The organism is Chitinophaga niabensis (genome assembly GCF_900129465.1).
GTDB lineage: Bacteria > Bacteroidota > Bacteroidia > Chitinophagales > Chitinophagaceae > Chitinophaga > Chitinophaga niabensis.
In genome coordinates this window covers 894,238-918,710 of sequence record NZ_FSRA01000001.1, presented here as the reverse complement: position 1 = coordinate 918,710, position 24,473 = coordinate 894,238, and the positions used below count along the sequence as shown (strand labels likewise).

The window sequence follows — 24,473 nt, the reverse complement described above, 5'->3', positions numbered from 1 at the left end:
GTATTTGTGGAAGCTTATCTACTGTTACCAGCTATTCCGTGGCGCATAATCTCCATTCCGGTTCCTCAATAACAATCCCAGGGTGATCTCATGCGAGCCTTTGCTGACAAAATTCAGCGATGAGGTGGTGTAGTCATATGCATACCCCACATTGAGCATCGGTGTGATGTATATCCCCAGCATACCGGCAAACCCATCTCCGTTCCTGTAATTGGCGCCGATCCATAAGCGGTCCCGGTATTGCAGCCGGGCATTCAGATCTATTCCCAGCGGCACCGGCGAAATGTATTTGAGCATCAGGGATGGCAGCACACTGATATCATCATTGATCCATAAACGATAACCTGCCGTTATGAAAATATGTGGTGCAAGGCGGCCACGTTCTGTTGCGGTAGCTACACCACCTTTGTCAAAAGTGAGTTCCTGCGGAATGATATTATTGGCGGAAACACCTGCAAAGAAATCGGCGGAGTATAACCAGATACCGGCGGATACATCCGGCTTCCATCTTTCCATTAAACCAATGCCCCCTACCGCAGGATCGGAAGCACTAGCGAAGTTCAGCTTATCCGCATCAAGGCTGTAATTCTGTACACCTGCGCCAATGCCCACACTAATGCTGGTTTTAGGCGCCAGGCCAATATGGTGGGCATATGCCGCACTAAAAGCAAAACGCCTTATAGGGCCTGTTACATCATTCATTACCATCAGGCCCATGCCGGGATGGGAAGATGGCCTTTCATAATCCGTCCAGTATGCCCTGCCTCTTGGATTGTACCCTACATCGCTGCCGGTAGGGGTCACCAGGTTGTTGCTATTGCCCAGGGGGCCATGAGCAGTCAGATAACTGGTTACCGGCGCGTCCTGCAGGCCGGCCCATTGATGCCGGTGACTGGCCTTGATATCCCAGTAGTTTTCAATACCTGCCACAGCCGGATTGATCACAAAGGGATTCATGAGATATTGGGTGTAATGCGGCAACTGCTGCGCTTTTGCTGTCGCTGCAAACACTATTGTTATCAGCAGGATGTATAAGCTTCTCTTGGTCATTTCAGAATAGTTACAGAACCGGAAATAGGTTTGGTACCAGGCTGCAGGCGGATCACGTAATAGTAAGTACCTATTGGCAATGGCGCTCCGTTGAATGTACCGTTCCAGGGTGTGCCGTATCCGGCAGCACGGTACACCGGCTGGCCGTAGCGATTGAACACTTCCACAACGGCATCCGGGTAAAGCGCAAGGTCTGCAATCACCCAGGTATCGTTAATATTGTCCCCATTGGGAGAAAAGGCATTCGGTGGATTGATGACCTTGATAACCCTTACACTCATCTGATCCGTTGCGGTACAATAAGCGCTGTTGGCTGTTAAAGTGTACACACCATCCCTGCGGGCTATTAAAGATGCATTGAGCATTCCCGGATCAACAAAATCTTCCGCAGGCGACCAGCGGAAGGTTACACCCGCTGTACCATTCGCCTGTGCCTGCTGTAAGGGCACTACCGTTCCTTCCGGCACAACAATAGAAGGCCCTGCATCTATCACCAGTTGTGTTTCCACGAACACCGTATGAAAAGATGGTGCAGAGATACAGCCCTGAGCATCGGTAGTGCGGAGGCTGATATCATGCAGCCCGGTATTTGTATATTGTTTTCCCGGGCTGGCAACAGCAGATGTGGTACCATCTCCAAAATCCCAGCTCCAGCGAACGGCGGCTATACTTCTATCCGTTAATGTTAAGGTCTGTTGCTGGCAAACGGTATCTGCCGATGTCATAAAATCCGCTATCGGTAAAGGCCATACGGTAATGCTGCTTTCAACGGAATCTATACATCCGGCAGTTGTGGTGAATACATATTTTACCGGGTGTGTGCCCTCTCCTGCCGTTGCTGCATCAAAACTTCCGAGCGCATTTACACCCACTCCGCTGTAAATACCTGTGCCAGGCTGGGTATGCAAGGCCGTAGCCACTGAAACCGGTCCGGGTGCAGATATACATACAGGAGGAATAGTGCCGTATGTAAGTTGTGGTTTGAACCTGATTGCCACATTCACTGTAGTATCCTCTGAGCAGCCACCGCTGGTGTATACTTTATACTGTACGGGATAGGTACCACCCTGAGCATACTGGTGAACAGGATCTTTACCTGTTGCCATACTACTTCCATCTCCGAAATCCCATTCATACAGGTTGAATGCCTGCCCGTCAGGAACGACAGGATTACTTTGGAAAGCAGTGGTACCATTCAGCGGAAGGCAATCAGCGGGTAAAGTGAGATTGATCTTTGGTTTTGCATATACAGTCATGGTGGTACGTGCCGTATCACTGATACATAATGTGCTTAGCTTTGTAACAAGTTTTACTTCATAGCTGCCATAGGCCGGGTATGCAGCAGACTGGGGATCGTTGTTGCCGATCGTTACACCTGTTCCGTTCCCGAAGCTCCAATACCGCTGCGCAGGGGAAGCGGCAGCTACATTGTCTGTAAAGGTAACGGAGCCTCCTTCGCATACTGCAGGGGTTGAGGCATTAATGCTGGCTACCGGGCGGTCTGTTATTGTAATGGGTACAGTGATATCGCCTGAACATCCATCGGTAGTACTCACCTCCAGTTTAACCTGCTGGTTGCCGGGAAGGAGTATTTTCTTTGTTTCCTGCTCTGTAGCAGTGCTACCGTCCGCGAAGGTCCAGGTCCACTGATCAGGCGTGCCACCGTTTGCTGTGCCGGAGAGATACACAGTATCCATGGTACAGGTGGTGAGCTGGTTGCTGGCGATGTTCACCACGGGTTTTGGATGCACCGTGATGGTGGCACGTGCCGTATCACTGATGCACAATGCCGTTACTTTTGTTACCATCTTCACTTCATAACTTCCTGCAGCCGTGTAAACAGGTTGCTGTGGATCATTCACATTCACCGTATGCGCCGTTCCGTTGCCAAAATCCCAATAGCGTGTAATGATGGGCGTATTGCCTGTGTAAGTAGATAAGTTGTCCGTTAACGTAATGGGAGCATTGGGGCATAATGCAGTGGCGGAAGATGTAAAACCTGCCGTAGGGCGGTCTACAATAGCTACAGGCGCGATGGTTTCCACGATGCAACCCTCTGTAGAGATCTCCTGTAATTTTACCTGCTGACTACCGGGCATGAACACTTTTTTTGTTTCCCTGTCTGTTGCAACGCTGCCATCCGGGAAGGTCCATTGCCACCTGTCTATAGTGAAGCCGTTGTTTGTTGTTTTACCTGAAAGATAAACGGTGTCCATCATGCAATTAGAGGAGCGGGTAACGGTCATGCCTGCCGCCGGCCCATCCTTCACTTCTACAGGAATGATGTACTGTTCTGTTTTATCACAGGGATCGTTATCTGGGTGTGTGGCAAGTACATGAATTGTATAAGTGCCAGGCGCAATATTGATCCGGTAAACCTGTGCCAGCGTGTATTGATAGTAAGTAACTCCATTCCGGGTTACTGTTCCTGCAGCTACCGGGGCATTATCTGTTATATCCGTGTTCGGTGTGATATTTGCCGCAAGATCGCTGATCTTCCACACCAGCCTGGTCGGCTGATAGGGTAATAGAACAGACATATTGAATGGTGTATTCCTGCAGGTAAATTCATTGGACGTGGCAGCGGTATTCAACTCATTTTTTATCAGGCCTTTACCTTTCAGGTTATTCAGATGGAGTCCGATGTTATAACCATAGCTCTCCACAGAACCCAGGCCGTAGGTGGTACCCACAAACGGAAGATCTGAGGATACCTCCGCATAAGCATTCGCACCTGTCCATCTTTTCACCACTACTTTATAACCGGCATCCTGCGGATGGTCATATACATGATCGAATGTATTGCTGCCATCTATCACTAAAGAGGACAATCCCGCTGCGGGAATGATCAGCGTGAGATATTGAACGTTAATATTTTCACTGGTTGTACGTGAAAAGAATGTTCTGTTTATGCCCTGATCTATTGGACTTACATAGGTCATCTCAACATCTCCATCACCACTGATATTAATGCATCCTCCCTGGGAAGGCATATACTGCGCTACCATTACAGGTTTATCAGCTTCTATCAGGTCTGCCGTGCCGCTATTGAACTCATAAAAAGTATTCTGCTGCAGTCCTGTAAGGGGGGTGCCGTTCCATGTTACCACTGTAGCGGGATCCGTTACAAGCACCCTGTAAATATTGGTCTGCGGGCTGGCCGCAAGATTAGAATTCGAAAAAGGAGCGGTAAGGTACCGCATTCCCCATGCCTGCCGTGGTAATACCTGCTGTATGATATTATCACCGGAAGCAGGTGAGCCCGCCGGACAGTTGATGTAAGTGCGGCTGCTACCGGAAAATACTGCAACGGTGGGGCAACTGGCGCCTCCTATAGACTTCACCGTAGTACCCGTGAGATCACGCCCCTCACCACTGCCCATACCGGCACCTAACACCTGGTAAACATGCCCTTTCGATAAAACAACCGTATAAGGCACCCCTGCTGCCCTTCCGTTACGGGTAGGCACAGAAGGTGTGATCTCTACTGTGGAAGGTTCTTTTGCTATGATGTACATCCACGAGAAACAGTTATCTGCATACTTCTGCTGGCTGTTCAGGGAAGTATAGGTATAACCCCAGGACTCCACCGGCATCAGCATGGTGGACCCTGACGAAGCACTGCCATAGATATGCGCATTGGCTACAATGGGTACATTACTGGAGATGTAGATAGCTTTATTGGTGAATATGCCCTCACTTCCTGTACCGCCAAACGATGGAGGCACAGAATACAAACGTGCGTCATAGAGACCCGACTTGGGGATATTTTCTGTTGTGATGGTAGTGTTAGCCGGGATATTATACGTTCTCGTCCAGGCGGTACCGTAAATAGAAACGGTCACCGTGGCTGGCTGCCTGGCAGTCAGACGCAATACCATTTCCTGCGAATTGGATTGCCCTGGTTCCATAAACTGGTGATGGCCGTATGCCACCCAGAATTCTTTTCCTGCGTTGGATAGTTCCTGCGCAAAAGCCAATTGTTGGATAAAGAAAGCACAGGTAATAAGAATGGTTCTCTGCCACTTAGATAGTAGGGTCATAGATACATGGTCTGCTAAAAGCTTCCAAGATAAGGAAGATCATTTATTTTTTATAGCATTTTGATGACGTGCGCTAACACATTGATATCAAAATACATATATCCATTCCCGTTAAACCATGTAACTATTTTACCAGCAGTAATTTTTCCAGTCTTTTCAGCCTTTCTTCCATATCATTCACTTGTTTCTGCAATTGTTCTTTCTCTTTGCTCAATTCCTGGATAGCTTTGATGGCTATTGCCAGCGAGCTATTGGTATCAAAGCGATCCTGCTTCCTGGTAGAAAAATGCCAGTCTGAATTATCTGCAATGATCCCGAAGTGCTGATTCTTTTCCTGGTCATCCTTATAGTTGAATGCTTTAATAACAAGGCTGTTGATCAGTGGCAAAGCCGGTTCATTGAATGTTTCGATATTTTCTTTCAGGGATGAAAGGGAAGATTGATAAAAGCCGGTAGCGATCAGCTGCCCTGATCCATCCCGTTGGGCGAGTTTGTATGCATCGGCAGTAACGCTGAATGTAAGGTTGCCGGTATGCCAGATCTCTCTCCAGGAGCCCCAGCTACCATTGTATTGAGTACGCAAGAATACATTCACTTCATTTGTGTTACCGGTGAATTTCTGCGCTATCTGGTTACCATAAGTGGCGCCGGTGTATTCCGAATGAATAACGTTGTACCAGTCTGACGAAGGAGCGTTTTGCATGTTATAGCCGTTATAGAAACCTGACTTATTTACGCTATTCAGATTAGTAACGCTGATATCATTTGTAGCGCTTGCATTCATCCCATATACAAATCTTGATGCGTCAATATTGTTCAATGCCCCGGCATTATCAGCATATCCTGCTGCTATTTTTGTCCAGGGTGTATAAGTACCGTTTTCCAGGAACCTTCTGTATAAGTAGGGAGCCGTTTCTGTACCTCCACCACCCGGGCGTCCCATGGCCATTTGCAGGTTATAATTCCCAACTCCGTATTCAGCACCCAGGCCAAATGCCCAGGAGTAATACTGGTTGAGACTGCCATTACCTGGCCCGTTTGCAGGAGCAGCTCCGCCCCCATTGATAAATGTGCTACCAAACCTGTTTATTCCATTAAAATCGCTGGTACCTGCATGATTAGTTACCTGTCCCCAGTTACCTACTAAGTCTGCAGCGTGCATGCCATCCACCATATCAGCATCGAGACCACTCCCGGCACCATCATTTCCTGCATGCCAGATGGTATTGCCATTAATAGTCGGCACGCCGCCATTGGGCGCGTTAAAGGTGCTTCCTGCGCCTCCTACCTGCAAGGTGCCATCTGTACGAAGGATGCCCGCATCGTGATAGATTGATTTCGCGCCTACAGACCGGATCCAGGTGGCATCCTGCATATGCCAGCCTCCTCCATATGTTTCACTAACCCAGCCCCCATCTCCTACTGATCTGTACCACTTGCCATTGTACATACCGTCGGTATCGATCTGTACAACGGGAACATTATTACCCGGTATAAAAACGAATCCACGGTTGTATCCCGTAATCCTGAAATACATATTAAAATCATTCACACCCGCATTGTAAACCCGCCCTCCGAAAGTACCATGAACGGCATCAGACATCCAAATGGAATAATCTGAATTACCATCCCAGAAACGAATGCCGTTTCCATTACCGGATTGTAGCCCTACACTAAGCCCATCAAAATATCCTGTGTTATTGTACCCGCGTACAGCACCCAAAACATGTATATCTTTACCGAAATAAAACGCAGGCCGGTCTGTTTCAAAATGGCTCCATCCTCCGTTCTGTGAACCAACTTCTGTATACCCGGAAGGTGTTGTGATCCTGAGGGAACCATAATTTCCTTTGCTCAGCAATGTACCAGTCCCCTGTAAGTAAAGGCCATTCGCCTGGATATTATTAGAGGTTGTACTTCCTCTATCCGTTACACTTTGCAAATTTTCATTCAGGGAAAATGAAGGTGCTCCCACAATGTTACCCCAATGTACTGTAGCCTGACCACTGGTTTGGAGGTTCAGCTTTGTAGCAAAAGCATTTTCTGCATAATCTTTAAATAGTAATTCACGCCATTGCCCCCATGCTCCCTGTGTATCATCTTTATTACGCAGAAAGGCACCTTTAGGCCCTGTTTGTTCTCCATCCCAGTTCACGGCCATCTGGTATCCTGCGCTGCCGTTTGAGACTGTATGGCCCGCGTAGTAATATGTTTTCTCGGTACTGGTATTTGTCAATGCCTGATCTGAGAACATTGGCATATCCGGAGATATATACGCATTAAATGCAGTGAGCCTGTTTGGCTGGTATTGGGAAAAGCTGTAAGCAGTGCCTGCCGGGATCTCATAAAACTGCGGAAGGGGAGCATAGAGTGAATAAAGTATCCCCCGCTTGCTGTATTTAATGTTGTCTCCATCCCTGTAGATGGTATCTACACCACCAATACCCGGCAGGGTGCTGATATCCAATGTGTCCTGCCCGGAAATAGCGATCTGGTTGCCTCCGATCGATTCCAGCTGTAAACGCCTGAACTCCGTGCGACCGTTTCCTTTGTTGAAGAGAAAACCTGCTACACCACGTGTTCTGTTTTCAATAATAAGTTCTGCTGTATCACATACATTATAGATACGTACACTATCTGCACGGATCTGGTAAACATGTTGCGTATATGCCTGCTGACTCACTAACAGGATAAAAAGGACGCCTAAAATCTGCTTCATAGGGTATTGTATCAAGGTCTTATTTGCAATTCAAGCCCAAAATCCTGGTTGACATAGGAGGTTACATCTATATACATGTATCCGTGGCCGTATGGTACTTCCTGCCGGCTGACTTCCCAACCATCAATGTATAATACAAGATCTACGGGTTCAGAAAAAGAAGTGTTTACTTCTACTGTAAGCATACCAACATGGCTGGTAAATGTGCCATTATCAGATGTTCCGGGGCCTATTGTACCAGCCGGGCTCCAGCCATTAAGGCCGGAGACATCCCAGATATAGGAGTTATAGGTAGTATTCTGAACATAGATCGTGTTTGCTTCAATGCAAATGTTACCATTGGGTACATCTTTGGTGGAGAATAATACTTTCAGGTCATTATAGGTAACAGCATTAGCCAGCCCTGTAACATTATTATCATAGATCTCACAACCGATGGCTCCCGGCGTACCATCATCCCTGCCTTCAAGCCTGATCGTATGCAGGCCGGCAGTAAGGTTTACCGGGAAAACATGCCAGAGCTTGAAGTTCTCGGAGTCTGTTATTTCATTCGCTACAATAAGGCTACCATCTATATATACCCTGAAATGATTGTCTGCTCCAACGCCTATTAAATATTGTTTTGTTTCGGCGCAGGCGAATGTAGCATTCACAAAAAGCCATTCAGTTCCTACTGCAGAACATCCCCATATGCCAGAACGGTTTAACGGCCCCTGATCAGCCAGCAGCATGGGGCTCATCATACCTTTCTGCTGCACTGTTGAATCTCCCGGATTACCTGCCGGTGCGGACATAGCGCCAAAGCCCATCAGCGATGTTTTAGAACCTATTGGTGTGAACGCGCAATAAGTAGTCTGATCAGAGGAAGAGGCATTCATCAAAGGGTTGGTAGCCGCAAATCTTGACCTGGTGAAAGATGTCATATAGGTGCTGAATGTTGAATAGATCCAGCTGCCACAAGAATTATATGCAGGATTTGATACCCGGCAAACGTCGAAGTTGGTACCTATACAGGGAGTATAAACAGTAGCAGGGATGATCTCACTCCACCAGGGCATCCGGCTGTCCGTTGGAAGACGAGATTCATCCAGGTAAAGCCAGGCCATCGCTTCTGCTTTACTGATGCAATAATCATCCTGTGGAATGGTGGTTGACGGGCGTTGTTGAAAGTATCCCTCGCTCACTTTCTGATGGATGAACCGGTGCGTCACCAGGTGGTTCTGCGCCAGTGCATCCGTGACAGTTGATAGAAACAACAGCAGGAAAAAGATCAGACGGATTCTCATTATTTATTGTTTTTCTCCTTGGACAATTCTGTTATAAGCATTTCCAGCTTCTTTATTTTTTCTTCCAGTTCTTGCACTGATTTCACTAACAAAGCCACGGTACTGGCCTGGTCCACTCCTTTTCTTCCGGGTGTGGACATTTCATCAGGTACTTCATCCGCGATAAAACCTATGTTTGTTTTACCACTGCTGTCCGCCCTGAAAACGAAACTGCGCACCTGTGCTTTCCGGAAAACATCCAGGGCAGAGGCGGTAAAAGGCTTAATATCTTTTTTCAGGCTGCGTAATGATGATTGATAGAAGGAAGTGGCTTGCACCTGCCCGGTTACAAAGGCGTTGCCGTTTACATCTGTTCTTAAGCGCCAGGCATCATTGCTGCTTGCAATGCCAATATCTCCGGAAGCATTGGCCAGCAAGCCACCATGAAATTGACCGTTGGCGGTTTGCAATAACAGGAATGTTTGCGTGCTGCCTGTGCCTCCCCTAAAAGCCCAACTCTTCGTGCCATAAGGGAAAAAATGAAACCCATTGTTATTGAAAAGACCAGTTTCTGCTCCGGTACGTATCCAGTTTTCAATCCCAAAGTACCCGTTGGGTTCAGTTTTCAGGGGTTTATCTTCTCCGCTTGTATAAAATGAAAGGTTCCCGGCGTGATAGATAAGGTTGTTATTGATCCTGCCTTCTGTTTGCGAGAGATAGGTGGTCATGCCGGGAGAAAAGGTACCGTTGTAGACCCCCAGCCTATCTACTACAAGCAGTGGCTTATTGAAATAGAAATTTTCCCTGTCTGTAAGAAAATGTGCATGCCCGGTGTTTTGTGCACCGATTTCCATATTACCATGAGGTGTTTGCACTTTTAGCGAACTACCGCCCCCCTGCTCCAATTTGGTATTATCATCATTCAGGTATAAAGCAACAGGACGGGCAGTGACAGGGTTCTGGCTCACATTATCCTGCCAGGCAGAACTGGTGACCTGCTTGGTATCGAAATAGGCAATATACCAGGTTACATCTGTGCGGGGACCCTCCAGGTAATAGTAGTTAACTGACGAAAAAATACCTGACTGACCGGCACACCAAACGTGGATATAGTCCTGCCACTTACCCACACCGTCCTGTGAAGTGGTCCAATAGTTTTTAGGATTATCTCCGTGTTGGTTGGCTGCTGCATTGAGCGTATAACCTGCAGGAATAAAAGCGCGGATACGGGTTACGTATACCTGGTTTTCAGCAGTAAACAGGTTAGAATAAACGCCTCCCAACCCGGGCTGGGTGCCGCTTGAAGTACCTGGTTGAGATTGCACACGCAAATACCAGCCGGAGTTATTAGGAACAGCAGCACTGAGCGTACCGTTCTCCCGGAAGAGTTTCACTGCATCACCTCCATAGTTATTATACACCATCAGGTTATTCATTCCCGATCTGAATTCCGGATCAGCATAGATCTGTGCACCGCCGTAGGAATTCCAAAGCTGATTTGCACCATTACTTTCAGTGCTGGGGTGAGATAGATTCTGTCTGAACACTCCCCTGGTGGCAGTACTACCGTTCACCAGCAAGGCATTCTGACCATCATCATAACCATCTGCGCCGTTTACTAACAGGCGCTGGTAAATGCTGGTTGGTGAATTATCATTATTATGAATGATAAAAGTATTATTCGTGGAAGAACCATAACCGATATGCCCCCGGGCTGATCCATCGCTGTTCCGGAATTGGAGATACAAACCTCCAGGTGTGCCGGAAGCTTTCTGAAATACCATGTTTGTATTATCCCTCACAGAAAGATTTCCACGGTTGGTTACACTTTGTAAAGTTTCCCCGGATCCGGGCATGCCCAGGAAAGCTAGAATAGCAGCAGCACTCAGAGGGCGTATATACCCGTCTTCGTTACCTCCAAATATACGGGTGGGCGTTGCTGATTCAGTTCCTGCTGCTGTATTAAAATAATTGGCAAACAGATATCCGTTAGGGTCTCTTACCGGTATTGAAGCAGCAGTAGCTCCTACAGAAGCATTAAAACCATCCAGCAGATCTGCATCCAGCCCTGAACCGGCGCCATGATTATCAGAGGACCATAACAGTCCGTCCCGCCCACCATTACTCCTTACACGGAGGTTGGTACCTGGCCCAGGATAATATAATGCAACCCCATCCGTACCCGGTATATGAAATCCATATGAAGGTACTGCAGCGCTCTGCGCTTCATAGTTCCCATTTGCGAATAAGCCATTGTTAAGGGTATTGTTTGTAACGGAAGTAATATTCCTGACAGATAAGGGATTGGTGGTGGTGCTTCCCCGGTTGGTTACACTTTGCAATGTTTCATTTGCAGGTGCATAAAAGGTATAAGTACTTCCCCGTTTAACATACTTTACATAGTCGCCATCCCTGTAAATAGTATCTACTCCACTGATGCCGGGAAGTGTACTGATATCCAGCGTATCCTGACCTGTAATAGCGATACGGTTACCACCGATCGTTTCCAGGCGGAGGCGTTTGAATTCGGTACGACCGTTACCTTTATTATACAGGAACCCTGCCACGCCGCGGGTACGGTTTTCAATGATCAGTTCTGCTGTATCACAAACATTATAGATACGCACACTGTCCGCACGGATCTGGTAAATATGCTGCGCTTGGGCAAATTGGGTGAACAATAGCAAAAGGAAAAACCAAAAGACTCTTTTCATTGGAAACAGGGATACTTATTTAATTCTTCTTTTCATTCAATAATCTATGTACAAGCGATTCCAGTTCTTTTACTCTGCCGGCGAGTTCTTTGTTCTCTGCATTCAGCTCCTGTACAGATTTTACCAACAATGCTACTGTACTGGCCTGATCTACTCCTTTTCTGCCGGGAGTGGAAATTTCATCGGGTACTTCATCAGCAATGAAGCCGATATTGGTTTTACCTTCTTTGTCTGCCTTGAAAATGAAGGAACGCACCTGAACTTTATCCATGATAGCAAGGGCCGACCTGTCAAATGGCTGTATATCTTTTTTAAGGCTTCTCAAAGAAGTTTGGTAGAAAGAAGTGGCTTGCACCATACCGGTAACATAGGCGTTGCCAGAGGCGTCCGTTCTCAGGCGCCAGCCGTTGGCATCTGCGTTCACAAAGCCGAGCTCGTCAGAGCTATTGGCGTAGATTCCGCCTCTGTTGACGCCTCCTCCTGTTGGCGATTGCGTCTGCAACTCGAACCATATCTGAGAGTCGCTTTCTCCACGAATAGCCCAACTGCGATAAGTATTGTTATACAAATAATTTTTGCCATTGGTAGTATACATACCGGTCGCATTGGCTACACGCACCCAGTTATCCAGTCCAAGTGTACCACTGTATTCTGTTTTAAGGGCTACGTTGTAACCGCTTGTATTAAAGGTAACATTGCCGCTATGCCAAAGGGATTGCCAGGCATTCCAAACGTGTCCATCACCATTCCTCACACGGAAAGCGATGTTGTTACCAGTGCCGTAATCTGCATTTATCTGGCAATCATAATTGCCATTTAATCCCCCGAAAGATAGCAAGGGGCCACTGTAGGGAGACCCTGAGGCATATGAGAAGGTAGAGCCTTGCTGAAAATCATTGGCAGAGGTACCGTCAGAAGACATGAGCCTGAATAATGACTGACCAATTGGTCGCGAAAGGCTTCCCGCATGCCAAACATTAAATCCCTGGTAGTTCAGCCTGTCCCTGCCCACAGAAAGGATGTCAGTAACACCCGCACCACCACTGGTGGCTGCACTGCGGAAGATCCAGCCCTCATTATCATTATCGCCGGATTCGAAGATCATATTCCCGGAAGGGGTATCCTGTGGGGATTCCACAAAAATCTTCCAGTAATCTGTATTATATCCCCATAAGAGACCTGTGGAGGGGTTACCACTGCCACCAACAAACTGAATATTGTTTGTAGTATAATTGCTCCTGTCTGTTACACTTTGCAAGGTTTCACCGGAGGCAGGCATTCCGAGGAAAGATCGTATAGCACCAGCGGCCAGTGGACGGATATATCCATCCTCTGTACCTCCAAAGATGCGGGTAGGTATAGTTCCTTCTGTTGTTGCTGATGTATTGAAATAATTGGAAAACAAGTATCCGTCCGCATTCCTTACGGCTACTGTGGATCCGGCGTTAGCTACAGACGCATGGAAACCATCCAGCAGGTCTGCATCCATACCAGAGCCGGTGCCATGGTTATCTGAAGTCCATATCAATCCGTCCCTTCCGCCATTGCTACGCACACGGAGGTTTGTACCAGGGCCGGGATAATACAATGCAACACCATCTATTCCGGGTATATGGAATCCATAGGAGGGTACGGCGGCGCTCCTTGCTTCAAAGTTGCCGTAAGCCATCAGGCCATTCGTTAATGTATTCGATTTAACAGAAGTGATCTTTTCGTTTACATCCAGTTGTACATTAAATGATGCGGCGCTTGTTGCAAATCTGGCCAATGTGGTAAAGGAAATAAGATTTCCGGGGGTTCCGGTTGGAGCAGTCAGGAAATCAAAGCCCTGGTTAAACCTTAACAGCGTTGGATTATCTCCATTGAACTCCGCATCATATTTGTATTCGTTAGTACTGCTTGTAAAATCGAGCCCATAACCAATCCCACCGTAATCTCCCCCGCTGAAACCTATTTTTGCCGCCCTCGGATTGCCTATGTTATATCCATTCCAGCGGATATTGCCATTCACATCCAGTGCATGGGAAGGAGATTTGTTCACCCCTATCATACCTCCTGCCCTTACATATAGACTAGGTGCCACAGTAAGGTCAGGAAACACCTGGCCCATGATCATTTCATTGGCAGTGTTAATTCCGGCGCCATATACTATCGTGCCTGATTTGGTCATTGCCCAATAGGATAGATTCCCTGCAACAGCGGCCCTGGTAATGCCGAATGGTGCGTATGTATAGGTATCTGGTCCTACTACCGGATCGTGGATCTGCATGCGCTGGTTTGTTATACTTCCGCGAGAGGTGACAGTTTGCAGGTTATCTTCTGAAACGGGTGCAAGCAGGGAATAGGTGGTGCCGCGTTTGTTGTATTTTATATAGTTGCCGTCACGGTAAATAGTGTCTACGCCTCCTATTCCGGGTAGGGTGCTGATGTCCAGCGTATCCTGGCCGGAGATGGCTATCTGGTTGCCCCCGATAGACTCCAGTTGCAGGCGGCGGAACTCTGTGCGGCCGTTGCCTTTGTTGTACAGGAAGCCTGCTACACCACGGGTACGGTTTTCTATGATGAGTTCTGCGGTGTCGCAGACGTTATAGATGCGCACGCTGTCTGCACGGATCTGGTAGACGTGCTGGGATTTGGCGAGCTGGGTTACAAATACAATTAAGACAGATAAAACGAAATGTTTCATGGATACAGGGACATTTTTTTAACACTGAAAGCGCATTGCAGGCATTTGCATGTAATTATTCAGATCAACAGTAAAGCTAATTCAGGTAGATTATTCAATATATCTAATCACACCAACCCATTCGTAAGACAATATGTTATATACTCTTCGTAAACCTGGCTGAAAGTGTTAAAGCTGATTACGAATTCATATATATGTTCTTCCTTCTCGGGATTGTAGATTATGATAACATTATCATCCTTGTTAAGCAAAATCAGATCAGAACTATCGTTTGTAAATTGTGAGCCAAAATTCAAATGCAGTTTTGCTCTTCTTTGGTACTCCTCAAAATCTTCATCCTTAGAAGATGAGACTAACACTAATGCTTCTAATACTAAATATTCAATGATTTGAGATGGATTCATACCATCTAAAATGGGTAAATAATAATCCTCTCTATTACCTGAGAATTGATAATAAACTTTTATTGAATCGTCTAACTCTGCTCCCCTCGTAAATGTTCCTATCTTTTTCCCTTTGGCCCAGAAACAGAGCTTACATTTTTTCTTGTTAGGATGAAGGCCTAACTGAATAGCAAATTCACCCTTATTACCAAACAACATTATATCATTCATTCTGCATTTTTTTACAGGTTATTTTAATCCTTATTTGCTTTTCTTTTTCTTATTCTCCTTATGCAAAAAATTAGTCTTCCAGTTTGCACCATAATTTAACCTCAACCAGGCAACCCCAGCCATAATCTTTAACCTATCCTTATGAGAGAATTTTTTATTATCAATACGTGTTGATTTAATAACATCTGTTGAACTGTGTTGCTGCTTTAACACAACCCGCTCAAAATTTTTGCCATAAGTATTCAAAGCGATAAGGGCTGACTCGACACCTTCCGCCAGGAATTTATTGGTTTTACCAAGTATACCTCTATAATTGCTTATATTTTTAGCTCTTGGATTGCTGTTCTGGTATCTGCCACCAATGACAGCGTCCTTCGTGATGCCAAAATAGGGTAAGTTTCCTACAGATTTATCAACTATTCCCAAATCCACTTTGCCCTTACTTCCTGTTTCATAGATGTAATACCCATCATCTCCATTATCCTCCTTGGTTGGGCTTTGTTTTGGATCAAAAGCTCTTTGCGGATTAGGTGCTGTTTCCGGCTGTTTCTGTGAGCTCTGCGTTGGTGCCGGGCTGACATTTGGTGAAGGCTTTGTTAAGTACGGACCAAGATCATTATACCATGGAATTAAAGGAACAGAACCCCAAGGAATTACACGTGGAATTGGTGTAATTCTATTACCAGTTACTGCTAAATTGCTTAACCCCCCACCTTGTGCTGCCGAACTTGCTGTTCCTAACCAAGTGGATGTTGAGGCTCCTGTTATTGAGGATCCTGTTTCTCCCATCATCCAGACTGCATCAGTTGTGCCCAATAAAGGAGTATTTGAGAAGAACAGACCTCCTCCAAGCCCAATTTCAAGCCCTTCCAATTCCTTTCCCCAACCAAATTTATTCTCCTGTACTGCGTAAGGGCTATTCCAGGGAAACTCCTGATCCAAAGGATCAACACTCAAAAATCTTGCGATCCTGGGATCTTCTATTCTATAAGCAAAAGCTATTGCTCCGTCATAAAACTCCTTATCAGTTTCCTGCCCTTGGTACTCATGCCTATAACGTCCATTAGGTGTATATTTCCGCCCTGGCATTAACATACCTGCCGGATAATAATCTAATGCGGACACAATATTAGCTTCGTAATGGTCTACAGTAGCATTTCCATTGGATTTCGCTAATTTAACATCACTAACCATGGCCATAACGCTACCAACATGGTTAACAATTTCAAAAAGTTTTTCACCTCTTACAAACTCACTATTTATGGCAATTCCGTGATCTCCTAATCCAACAATCGGCAATGCATCCGGCGTTTGTACGTTCATATGCCGTGTAAGCAATCCCAATCTTTCGCCACCATACATATGAGATTCTGTCAGACTCAGTTTCCCATTATTGATTGCAGGATTCCCACTTTCATAAATAGCAAAAATCTGTCCGGCAGCATCTCTCACATACCTAGTCTCTACACCATTCACGTTTTTACTAACCCTGTTTCCTAAGGCATCATACGTATAGCTGATTACCATTCCGTTGTCCTTAGTAATCTTTCTTATTTTTCCGTATAATGTCCATTCAAAAGATAAGCTGTCCTTTTTATCCTGCAACAGGTTACCAATAGCATCATAGACATAGTTATTCACATCCATGCTGTCTATATCCATATCATAGTTGCCGCTAGGTACAGTATCTATGATATATGAAAGCCTGTTTTTCCCTGGCTCATAATGATATGCCATCCTGTCCATCTGCAGAGGAAGCCCTGCCCATGTTGCATTACCATTTCGCAAGTATGAAAGTATGTTACCATTTGGGTCGTAGGTAATCCTCTCTCTAAAATCATCCACAGCAATGGGATTCCAGACATTATCCGATACATTGATGTTCTTTGAAACATCCATGCCCGCCAACCTGTTAAGTACATCATAAGAATATTTGTAGAAAAGCGGTTCATCAAGTTTTGTAACATTGATGCTTGCGCCTGTGATATTCCCATTATAAAGGGGTTTCAGGGAAACAATAGCAGCAGCGAAAGGTTTTACATTCTGATTAATAGGCTTATACTCATTCTCTCCAAAATAGTGTAGTGAAAATCCGAATGCATCCTTTGCCGTTATACCACCAGTTTCACCATCTCTCCCTATATCATAAACAGATGTAAGGGTTGTACTATTCATTCCCTTTAACCATCCATTAAGCGTATACGCCAGATCCAGCCCCTGTACCTGCTGCTGTCCTAATACCATGCGAGCAGGACTACCATGTTTATAGAACTGATAGTAAGCATCATTCTCCCAATACACACTATCTGTACTGGTTTCTACATTTACGAGCCTATTCTCTGCATCATAGTTATACCTATGATAAAATGCATCAATCTGACCTGGCTGATAGCTAATAATATGCGTTTTTCCGCTTATCAGATCATAATCATACATGATCTTCTTAAAACGGTTCGCAGCATTGTTGGGGTGTTGGGAATTAAAGTCTTGCAAAAGCACTTTTACATTCCCATGAATATCATAATCATAAAAGGTTGCTGTCGTCCTATCACCATTAGCCAAATCAGCAGCTGTATTAAATGATGCAGACCAGGCTACTCTGTTCCTCAAATTAGAGGCATTCCAAACCAACCCTTCTAAGGGGGTGTAAACATCATAAAATGTCTCAACAATCTGTGTTTTTGAATTTGCAGCCGCATTCATCCAACTGGCAAAGTCATGTTCTTTACGACTTATACCGTCTGTCATAGCGGTCATACTAGTTATCTCCCCAACTTCAGTAACTCTTCCTAACCAATCAAACTGTGTATAACTATAGTGATTGTGAGTTGATTGTTGTGCGTCTTGGGAAGCTATTAATCGTCCCAACTTGTCATACCAGAAATTAGAGATGCCAGCATCGGGTGTCTTTTGGGCAATTACCTGGTTTAACGTATTATACCTGTAACTAGTTTCCATTGTATGTGCAGGCACTAAGCGTTGTCCAGCATTCCTGGCAGATTTTACCTGATCCAACCAGGCATGACTCCTATCCTTTACTACACCTGCTGGTGGCACTGTTTTCACAAGATTTCCTGCCTGATCATAATAGTATAAAGTATAGTGGTATTCACTACTGGAATATGTAACGGCAAATTTCTCCTTAGCTGCAGCATCTAATGCAGCCAGCACATAACTTTGATCAAAATCATTCTTCACAGAATCCTGATAATAATTAAACCTGTCCGTACCAGCGCTCACTGCAAAGAAAGTACTGTCTGAACAACTACTGATTTCTTCCAGTACCAGGTCCTCATACACCGGCGCTGCACTTCCGCATAGCATAACAGCAGTTGATACCATGAAGCAGGTATCCGTACCCGGACAATTTACAGTACCACGCCCCAGGGTAATAAAGCTTTCTCCAATATGCACAGTGCTGATAGCTGTACTTTTCAGGTTCACGACTGCAGGCAGCGTTACGGTTTTACGAACGCTGCTCAGCGTGATATCTGTAGCATTCATATTCAGCAAAGTATCATTACAGCCTGTACGCCCATTCACATCACCAAACATCAGCATGGCACGCTGGCCATCGTATACCCCGGCGCCTATCAGGTCTCCGGCGGTTTCATCCTGCATAAAACGGAAAAGGCGGTCTGTCTCCAGTGTTCTCACCTGGCGGCTCCACTGCACGGAGTTATCTGTTCTGATCTTGTGCCAGTAGACGTCGCTGGCTGACTGGGTAGCAAAGTACCCTCCATCTGTCGCCATTGCAACATTCCAGGAGGCTGGACTTATACCACCCGCCGGTGCAGGTACTTTCTGCGCAATGAAAATATTACCCGCTCCGTTCACATCCATTAGAACACCCTCACCTGTAGTACCTCCGGGTGTGCTTAGATTTACTAATGAAAGCTTATACCCCCCTTCCGGTGTTTTCAGGATACCGCTCACTACGTTTCCTTTACTTTCCAGATCATACTGATCATATTTCAGCAACGCGCCGTTTTGTTTCTTCAGTTTTATTATGGCTGCATCAGCATCTGTAGCTAATAAGCCTGTACCGGCTACCAGCGTATCATTGTGTTCAACAAGACTGATATCCTGCAGCCCCGTGGCATCACCGATCTGTTTTAACCAGCTCATCTCTCCATCCTCATCAAGAAGGCCCATTACCCAATTAGTATGGGTAGTTGCATTACTGCGGAGACCTGCAAATGCAAACTTTCCTTCGCTGGTCTGAATGATATCTGTGCCTTTTGCCCCATGGTCAAAGCCGAAATCCACTACCTTATTCCATAACACATTCCCTACTGCATCCAGCCGCACAATAAACATAGCACCGAGGTCAAAACAATAGGAGTAAGTGGAACCAATGGCAATGTAACCGCTGTCTGCCGTAGCTCTGATCCGTACAAATTCATCATGGGCTTCTCCTCCAAATGATTTGGCCCATTTCACATCTCCATTTCTGCCGGTTTTAATAATGTAGGCGTCCCGTCCACCATAACCGGTATTAGTAGTGGAGCCGGCCATAATATACCCGGAATCTGCAGCATGCTGTACATCCATCATCACATCCGTACCACTCTTCGCATATGTGCTCACCATTTCCCTGTAACGGGGATTACCCGGTCTGCACACCTGGTAAGAGGAACCTCCGATGCCAATATCGCAACTGTCAATATAGCTGAGATATTGCCATGCCTGCAAACCAAAACCAAAGCGGTTATTCATATATACCGCATAGCGTTCATTCATCTCCTGCTGCAGGCTATCCACATTTTCAAGGGATGGAAGGATGCTTGGATAAGCACTGAGAAAATCGTTATGTGCCAGCCTTACGTTATCACAAGATACACAGGCAGGAGCAGGACGGCATTGTAGAAGTGCCGGAATGGTCACAGGCCTTGGCAGGAAGGTACAACCTCCTGTTACTGCCGGCATACAGGCATCCAACAGGGCATTGATAGTGGATGTTGTAATAAGTACGCCGCGTGTACGTTTAATATAAACGGACAAACTTGTATCCTCTATTTTCCTGAGTGCGGTATACTCCACCTGCAGGTCCTTCAGTTTATTACATTCACAATCCTGCGGTTTCGTATAGCTGACATTATTAGTATAAATTGGCTGACGACCGTAAGGCTTAGGTGTGGTGATCCTGAGAGCCGTACAGTTTAAAGCATCTGTAATACCATGCGCCTGGTTGTATTCATTGATCACCTGTTCAAAACTCTTGTACTGATAAGTGCTGGCTGGCCTTACTGAACTGGCACCACGGGGATGTTCCATATCAGAACCTTCCTTGCAGACGATAATAAGTTTGTTTGTGATCTCTTGCAACGCAAGTGGTGTATAATAACCACATGCAGACAATTGTTCCTTCCAGAGGGCTACATATGCACGGCAATTGGCATCATACATCCTCATTTGCTGCGCTCTTGCAGTATCCTTCACTGCCTGCTCCGTCTGGCCAGGTTTGTTGTATTTATCCAGTCCGGCCATTTGCATGGAGCTGGCTGTATTACCAAACCGCGGAGTTTTACTAATTGTTTCTGCTACCAACTCAGCCGCAGTGGGCTGCAATTTACCTACAGGGCAGGAAGTTTTGCTCTTATCCGCCACAATCTCCATAATCACTTCGTTCTTAGCCATCAGGTATATCTCCCTGAAATTCCGCCAGGCCATGTCCAGATCGCCTGTACACAACTTAGTTTCGTCAAAGGAGGCAGCTATCGTAGCGAACTGTTGCGTGCAGGCCTGATCCTTTTGCTGACACTTTACGCCAATGGTGGCCATGCTCCAGGCAGAATAAGTATATGTTTTCCCGTTGTAGGTTGTTACGCTGTAGCTCTTTAGTCTGTTTGCAAGCTTATTGGTTACATCCTGCAGTTTAACCGGATCAAGCGTGCCGGGGGAAGCAAAAGATACTTCCGGCATGCCCAAAGGATTCAGATATCCTTTGGTCTTGGCCTCCTGGTAGGAATCTGTTTCACGGAAAGTCTTATCCCATTGCATAGCAGTTTTGAACTTCTCCCGTTGCAGGAACTTGCAGTATTCAGGGTGAAATTTAAGCAATGCTTCAGCCCAGGAAGCCCTGAACTTTTCCACGAATCGTTGTTTGGAGAGCTTATTAGGCGTAATGTAACCACCCGTTTCTTCGTCATAAACCAAATCCGGCTTACCTGAATCGTCCGTAAAGCGGGTAGTGTCCCTTGCATACGGCATCACGGAATTATCATTAAGAAGATAGAATACGGAATGTTTGCTCAGCGTATCCACCAGGTTGGCATACTGGCCAAAAGGCGGTGTCATATCCATTAACATCACTTTCCTGATATCATCATTATCAGTTGTGGTGCCGCAAAGCTCGTCACAGGCAACAATAGCTGCCTGATACGCGTGCAGGGCTTCATCCCGATACAAGGCTGTATCCTGAATAGCATGGCCTGCATCCAATACGTACTTTACCCGGAAATTATCCCAATTACCAATACTGTCCAGGCAGCTTTCGCAGGTAGGAAAGCAATCCAGCGAGCGCTGTTCTTCTTTTTTTGCCGCTATGATCTGCTCAACGGATGTACAAAGACTTGATTTCAGGAAAATGCTATCCCGGTAATAGTCCATTGCTTCCTTGTTAATGGCCAGGGACTTGGTGATCTCATAACTTCCTTCCCGCAGAAAGATGCTGAACTCGAAATTCAGCTGTTTAGGGGTACAACTGTTATTGATATCTTCTACTCCCTGAACACTATGAATAACCGTATCAAAGGGTTTACCACCCAAACGTTGGTTGTAGGCGTCATCGGTGATACGGATATTGAGATCATATAAAGCATTGTAGCAGACCTCTACCCCGTTGCAGTCCTTCTTTCTTAATACCGGTGAGGTTAACTCATATTTGAAAGTATATGTTCCAGCTTCCGCAACTGTTTGAGAACTGCGGCTTTCAAGCCGTAAATCCTGCACAATGTTCTTACCCACGCCTGAAAGGGAATCTGTTTTTACGGTAACATCCTTAGTGGGAAGATCATCCAGACTGGCAGAAAGCGGAGAACCTGCAAGTGCGGTTGCAATAGTACGGCCATGCATATCCAGATAGGTTACTGAATATTGTCCATTTGCATCTCTAGCTGTATTTTTAAAATAGTGTGTATTGTAACCTACTTCTGTTCCAAACAAAGCATCCAGATCTTCCTGCGGTGCTGTGCCATATGTATATTTTGATTCATGACCACCGCCTAACTTAAAAGTTCGTCCAGCACTGCTAACGCGGGAAATTCTCCCCGTATTGTCCTGTACATACTCTGTTTCAACAAAAGCATACCCTTCGGCATCAGGAATATACTGGCTGATCCCCACCAACTTATCGGGGTTGTTTGGCGAGTAGTACTGATTAGATCCAGATGACGTGCTCATTTGTTTAGCGCTGGCCAGCAGAAAATCTGCCGGTGTTTCCAGCCTGTCGTACTGGTCTTTATCGTACTCCGCACCGTTTACCGCATTATTAAGGTTGGCCGTATACTTTAAAACAGTATTAATTGTAGGTGCAGGCATTACCTCTATGGCAGGACGCCCATGATAATCATAGAAAGATTCTGCTACAATAATTGTATTAGTGGTATTATCTTTTGTAATCGCTTGACGTCCACGCAGGCTACCATCGAAATATTGTATTTCAATCTTACGTTTCCCTTCCTCTGCAAAAGTAACAGAAGACTGCCAGTTCAGATTACGCTGATGCCCGCAAAACGCATAACTCCCCAGCCCACCCGGAAAATCAGTACTCCAGTCTGTCTCCATCCGCCTGTATTCTTTCTTCTCCTGCACTGCCCTTACCCTATAAAAAAGCACACCTCCATTGTCGTACAACAGAGGAATTGCATAGCTGTTTGCTGATATTGTTACACGTGTGGTATTGTTAGCGAAAATGAGTGCAGCGTTAAGTGGTGAGCCATATCTGCCTGATTCCAGCGCACTGGAATCTATGTATGCCCATTCCAGGTCGTATACATCCGCCCCCAGCGTCACCGGCCAGTTAACCGTAATCTCATCTGTTGAATCAGTAACCGGCGGATTATTAGATGCAATGGACTTAACAGCATCCGCCGTACAATTGAGCTTATACACAGGGTGCAACTCCATTTCATTCTCCAGCATCAGCGCAGGCAGCACATTAGTACCTGCGTTAGTTGTAAAGGAAAGCACCTTCACATTTACCCGGTGGGAATTATTAAAAACAAAATAGTTCCTTACAGAATAAGTATTGGCCGTATCATAATTGATCGTCAACTCCCTGTCTATAGAATCTACCGTGCTGTTTGCCTTAGTATAGTAGATCCTTACATTTACTGTAGCATTGAAACTGGCAGGCAGGTACAGGTTGGAATATTCATTGATCTTGAAGGTGATGATATTCCGTACTGCATATGGCGTATCCAGCTTGCTGATGAGCAGGGGATTAAAATAAATGCTATCCTGCACCATAATGGAAGAATCCACCGCCAGGCGGTTTTCCGCACCGTCCAATACTTTTCGCAGAACAATACCGGAGCGGGACTGGGCTTGTATATGCTGAACAGTTGCGAGTAACAATACTAACAGCAACCACCTGCCTGTAATTTTCAGAGAATAAGGCTTCATAATATTTCTATAGGTTGGGCGTTCCTTTAAAAATCGTGTAATCATTATAAGCGGATGCAGTTTTAAATTCGGTGCCGTCCAGGTAAAAGAAATTCTTTTCATCAAAGCGGCCCAGGTCTCCATCCAGTTTTTTGTAATTATAAAACACCATCCGTACGATCACAAATTTTCCATAGGTTGTCCTATCCTCATCTGCTTCTCCGTTAAATAAGCCGGGGAGTAGTTCTGTTTTCAGCTCATACCGTATATGCTGCACATACCCGGTGGATTTTTCTATCTCGAGTAACATATTCCTGCAGGCGGATTGTGCATCAAATGTCATGCTTAGCAACTGGTGCTTTCCTTCCTCCCGTACGGCGATCTCCTGCAGTTTACCGGCCTTCAATAAAGTACGTACCGGCAACATCGGGTCCTGAACAGCTTGTACGGAAGGTTTGGTCAGATACATAAGCTTATCTTCCTTAAATAGAATGATGTTATACCGGGGATTGGTGATAGTTTCCATACCAGGTAACCGGTAGTAGCAATACACGCCATTCACAGCCACTTCTCCCTGTATAGAGTCCAGCGGTAAAGCAGGCTGCGATTCAGCGGCTGCTGTATAGCGTACATTGAAGGACATCGGTCCGTTCCTGTATACATCCCGGACCTTTGCCAACAAGGTCTCCAGCCGGCCTGTATCCAGCTTCTCCTGTGCATTTGCAGCAGGTAGCCATATTAATGATGCAATTAACAATACAATTGTTCTGTACAT

General features: G+C 45.8%; 9 protein-coding genes. All 9 read right to left on the bottom strand.

What is annotated here, in order from left to right; translation table 11 throughout:
• Nucleotides 1-24: 24 nt before the first annotated feature.
• On the bottom strand, nt 25-1,050 hold the full coding sequence (locus BUR42_RS03415; RefSeq protein ID WP_074237844.1) for a PorP/SprF family type IX secretion system membrane protein: 1,026 nt from the start codon (nt 1,048-1,050) through the stop codon (nt 25-27).
• A complete protein-coding gene (locus BUR42_RS03410) occupies nt 1,047-5,093 on the bottom strand; it encodes a PKD domain-containing protein (RefSeq protein WP_084185350.1) in 4,047 nt (1,348 codons plus the stop codon). The genes BUR42_RS03415 and BUR42_RS03410 overlap by 4 nt, the downstream gene beginning before the upstream one ends.
• Before the next feature lie 124 nt (nt 5,094-5,217).
• Nucleotides 5,218-7,812 carry a pyocin knob domain-containing S74 family peptidase gene (gene pilV, locus BUR42_RS03405; protein WP_074237840.1) on the bottom strand — a complete coding sequence of 865 codons (2,595 nt, stop codon included), beginning with the start codon at nt 7,810-7,812 and terminating at the stop codon, nt 5,218-5,220.
• An 11-nt stretch (nt 7,813-7,823) separates the two neighbouring features.
• Complete coding sequence (locus BUR42_RS03400) at nt 7,824-9,098, bottom strand: PA14 domain-containing protein (RefSeq protein WP_074237838.1); 1,275 nt, start codon at nt 9,096-9,098, stop codon at nt 7,824-7,826.
• Nucleotides 9,098-11,791 carry a tail fiber domain-containing protein gene (locus tag BUR42_RS03395; protein WP_143197321.1) on the bottom strand — a complete coding sequence of 898 codons (2,694 nt, stop codon included), beginning with the start codon at nt 11,789-11,791 and terminating at the stop codon, nt 9,098-9,100. Before BUR42_RS03395 ends, BUR42_RS03400 begins: the two co-directional genes overlap by 1 nt.
• A 19-nt stretch (nt 11,792-11,810) precedes the next feature.
• The gene (locus tag BUR42_RS03390; protein ID WP_074237835.1) at nt 11,811-14,477 is read right to left on the bottom strand and encodes a tail fiber domain-containing protein; all 2,667 of its coding nucleotides are present in this window, start codon (nt 14,475-14,477) and stop codon (nt 11,811-11,813) included.
• A 107-nt stretch (nt 14,478-14,584) separates the two neighbouring features.
• Nucleotides 14,585-15,091, bottom strand: coding sequence for an Imm42 family immunity protein (locus BUR42_RS03385; protein ID WP_074237833.1), 507 nt, complete (start codon nt 15,089-15,091; stop codon nt 14,585-14,587).
• Nucleotides 15,092-15,121: 30 nt separating this feature from the next.
• Nucleotides 15,122-23,719, bottom strand: coding sequence for an RHS repeat domain-containing protein (locus BUR42_RS03380; protein WP_074237831.1), 8,598 nt, complete (start codon nt 23,717-23,719; stop codon nt 15,122-15,124).
• A gap of 7 nt (nt 23,720-23,726) precedes the next feature.
• Complete coding sequence (locus tag BUR42_RS03375; protein ID WP_143197320.1) at nt 23,727-24,473, bottom strand: LolA3 family protein; 747 nt, start codon at nt 24,471-24,473, stop codon at nt 23,727-23,729.

Excerpts from the sequence above, each read along its gene's own strand:
- BUR42_RS03415 (WP_074237844.1), bottom strand. The coding sequence starts at position 1,050 with ATGACCAAGAGAAGCTTATACATCCTGCTGATAACAATAGTGTTTGCA.
- BUR42_RS03410 (WP_084185350.1), bottom strand. The coding sequence starts at position 5,093 with ATGACCCTACTATCTAAGTGGCAGAGAACCATTCTTATTACCTGTGCT.
- pilV (WP_074237840.1), bottom strand. The coding sequence starts at position 7,812 with ATGAAGCAGATTTTAGGCGTCCTTTTTATCCTGTTAGTGAGTCAGCAG.
- BUR42_RS03400 (WP_074237838.1), bottom strand. The coding sequence starts at position 9,098 with ATGAGAATCCGTCTGATCTTTTTCCTGCTGTTGTTTCTATCAACTGTC.
- BUR42_RS03395 (WP_143197321.1), bottom strand. The coding sequence starts at position 11,791 with ATGAAAAGAGTCTTTTGGTTTTTCCTTTTGCTATTGTTCACCCAATTT.
- BUR42_RS03390 (WP_074237835.1), bottom strand. The coding sequence starts at position 14,477 with ATGAAACATTTCGTTTTATCTGTCTTAATTGTATTTGTAACCCAGCTC.
- BUR42_RS03385 (WP_074237833.1), bottom strand. The coding sequence starts at position 15,091 with ATGAATGATATAATGTTGTTTGGTAATAAGGGTGAATTTGCTATTCAG.
- BUR42_RS03380 (WP_074237831.1), bottom strand. The coding sequence starts at position 23,719 with ATGAAGCCTTATTCTCTGAAAATTACAGGCAGGTGGTTGCTGTTAGTA.
- BUR42_RS03375 (WP_143197320.1), bottom strand. The coding sequence starts at position 24,473 with ATGTACAGAACAATTGTATTGTTAATTGCATCATTAATATGGCTACCT.